Here is a 3202-nt window from a genome sequence, read left to right as displayed (position 1 = left end):
ATGAAGCATCAATCCAATAACTGTACTCTTTTCTAATGGTAAACTCAGCTCAGCTAACATTGTCTTTACTGCTAAAAAAATTGAATGATCGATTATTTTAGCAACAGATTCTAAATGCTCAGTATTTTCCGCAAAATCTATTTGATTGTAAAATTGTTCTATAGCGGTGTTTGGGTCTGCGAGTAAAACTTTTTTTGTTTCTTGATTAGTTTGAAAATTCGATTGATTTAGTGGAAATTGAGTATTTACTGATGAAAAAGTATCTATGGCTAAAGTTGTCCTTTCAGTTTGAGTATTCTCTTTCTTTCTAAAATCAATCTCTGTTAACTGATCAAGTCGCGTTAAAATATCTTGAACTAAAGAATCCTTATTCTTATTTTCTTCAAAATAAGATTTAATGACTGTTTCAGGTAGATCACTAAACTCAAGCAATAGCGGCTGCATTCTGTTCTTTCCTTTTCTCATAAACGCTTTGGCACAGGTGAGTTTTATATCGACCTTTAATTGACCTAAATTTCCCTCAACCGTATAAAGCAGTAATGCTTCAAGTGTCTCTTTTTCAACTACCAACGGAATATGAATCCGCTTAGACTCCTCATACAAAAACATGAAGATGTATTCCATGCGTTCAGAGGGATAACGCATACTGAGATCCGGAAGGGTTACCGCAACTGGTATTCTGCGAGTAAATGTTTTAAGTAAATAGGAAGAAATATCTTCCGTAGTAGCCATAATAAATAAAATATTATTTAGGATATTCTCTTCAATTTGTCCGAGTTTGCGATACCTATTATTATCAATAACTTGAAAAAGCATTTCTTGTGCTTGCGGCGGAAGTCGATGTACTTCATCCAAAAATAGAATTCCATTTTCTGCACGTTTTATTAATCCATCCTTGCTAGTATCGGCTCCTGTAAATGCTCCTTTCTCATATCCAAACAAAATTGACATTAATAATTGAGGATTGTCTGCATAATCTGAACAATTGAAGGATACTAATTTCCCTGAATTCGAAATAGTTCCCTCTTCTAAAGCATAACGATATAAATAATCAACCATTGTCGTTTTTCCGACACCGGTTGATCCAGAAAGTAAAATATGTAAACCATTAGGTGGGTATAGGATTGCAGACTTCAGCTGATCAACGATTGTTCGCAAACTTCCCTTAGAGCCTACCATAGTACTAAATATGTCTGATTTTTCGGGTGAGTTTTCCCTTTCTTCTAAAAGTTGAAGAAATTCTTCTTGGCTAAACGCATATTCCGTCATCTTTGAATTATTAACATCTAAAATATACTGAAATGGTTCAGATGCGATATACAATACCGGTTTTCCAAGAATTTTTATCACTTTCTTCTCTCTAAACAAACTGTTCAATTCCTTGCTGACATTAGATCGAGTTAAGTTCAGTTTTTCAGCGATATAATTTGTATCCATTTGAACTTTATCTAATGAATTAGTAGAATCTCTCAATACCTTATTCGTCTCTTCTTCAACAAAAACTGCAATTTTTTCTCTTCTTGAAAAGTTAATCATTTGTTTCTCCCCCTTTTTTTGTATAAGTCTTTCTGTACCTATATCGCTTAGAGCTTAAATGAATCATATAATTTCTGATATCATTAAACAATGCTTAAAATACATTTTGGTTTTTTAATCCCAATATCATTTGTGCTCTCAAGATAATCATTGCTTCCAAAAGACAAAAAAGCTGCAACCACTCTAATAAAGTGATTGCAGTTTTTAACTAGATATATTGTAATTCTTTGGTTTCTTGATACGCATGATCGATCAAACCGCCGCCTAAACATTCCATGCCATCGTAAAAGACAACGGCTTGTCCAGGAGTGATTGCCCGAACAGGATCATCGAAGATCACTTCCGCGCGATTATCTTCTAATAAACGAACAGTTACCGGTACATCTTGCTGACGGTAACGGAACTTCGCAGTACATTTGAATTCTGTTGGACGGTCTTCATTTGTTGTGAAATGAATTTCACTGGCATCCAAACTTGTCGCATACAATGCCTCATGATGGAAACCTTGACCTACATACAACGTATTCGTAGATAGATCTTTTCCAACAACGAACCATGGATCATTCGTTTTTCCACCGCCGCCGATACCTAAGCCTTGGCGTTGACCGATGGTGTAGTACATCAAACCATCGTGTGTTCCCTTTTCTTCGCCGTCTAGCGTTACCATCTTACCTTTTTTGGCAGGCAGATAATTGCTTAGAAATTGTTTGAAATTCTTTTCGCCGATGAAGCAAACACCAGTTGAATCCTTTTTCTTAGCAGTTGCTAAGCCAGCACGTTCAGCAATTGCGCGAACTTCAGGTTTTTGCATACCGCCCAGCGGAAACATCGTTTTCGCTAATTGTTCTTGTGACAATTGACTCAAGAAATAGGTTTGGTCTTTGTTGTTATCGACGCCTCGTAACATATGGACCACACCATTTTCGTCCTTTTCAACTTGAGCGTAATGCCCGGTTGCTACATAGTCCGCACCTAATTCCATCGCGTAATCCAAGAAGGCTTTGAATTTGATTTCCTTATTACACATTACATCTGGATTCGGTGTGCGGCCTGCACGGTATTCCGCTAAGAAATATTCAAAGACACGGTCCCAATACTCCTTCTCGAAGTTGACAGAATAGTAAGGAATACCAATTTGGGCAGCGACTTTCGCCACGTCCTTATAATCCTCTGTCGCGGTACAAACACCGTTCTCATCGGTGTCGTCCCAATTTTTCATAAAAATGCCGACTACATCATAGCCTTGTTCTTTTAACAACAAAGCAGTTACTGATGAATCGACGCCGCCGCTCATTCCTACGACGACTCGTGTGTTGCTGTTAGACACAGTATCACCATCATTTCAATATAGATTCCGAAAACTCTACGATTTGAAGGTCGCAACTTTTCAGTAATACGCATTATACAACAGAAAACTTAAATTTTCGATAGATTTCTGTTTAAAACGTTTTCTATTGCCTTTTTGTATTGTTTGTATTAATATAAACAATACCTGTCTCTTATACACATCTTGTGTATAAGAGACTTATACAACAGAAAACTTAAATTTTCGATAGATTTCTGTTTAAAACGTTTTCTATTGCCTTTTTGTATTGTTTGTATAAACACATCTAGATGTGTATAAGAGACAGCAGTATCACCATCATTTCAATATAGATTCCGAAAA

General features: G+C 36.4%; 2 protein-coding genes. Both read right to left on the bottom strand.

The genetic code is table 11. From position 1 onward, the window contains the following. Nucleotides 1-1536: sigma 54-interacting transcriptional regulator (locus A5875_RS23495; protein WP_176244587.1), on the bottom strand; the 1536-nt coding region annotated here is incomplete at its 3' end. 208 nt (nt 1537-1744) lie between these two features. Next, complete coding sequence (gene mnmA, locus A5875_RS01275; protein ID WP_141108260.1) at nt 1745-2863, bottom strand: tRNA 2-thiouridine(34) synthase MnmA; 1119 nt, start codon at nt 2861-2863, stop codon at nt 1745-1747. Between the last annotated feature and the right edge of the window lie 339 nt (nt 2864-3202).

Origin of the sequence: Enterococcus sp. 3H8_DIV0648, assembly GCF_002140655.1 — a bacterium.
GTDB classification, from domain to species: Bacteria; Bacillota; Bacilli; order Lactobacillales; family Enterococcaceae; genus Enterococcus_A; species Enterococcus_A hulanensis.
This window is presented reverse-complemented; position numbering and strand designations above follow the sequence as displayed.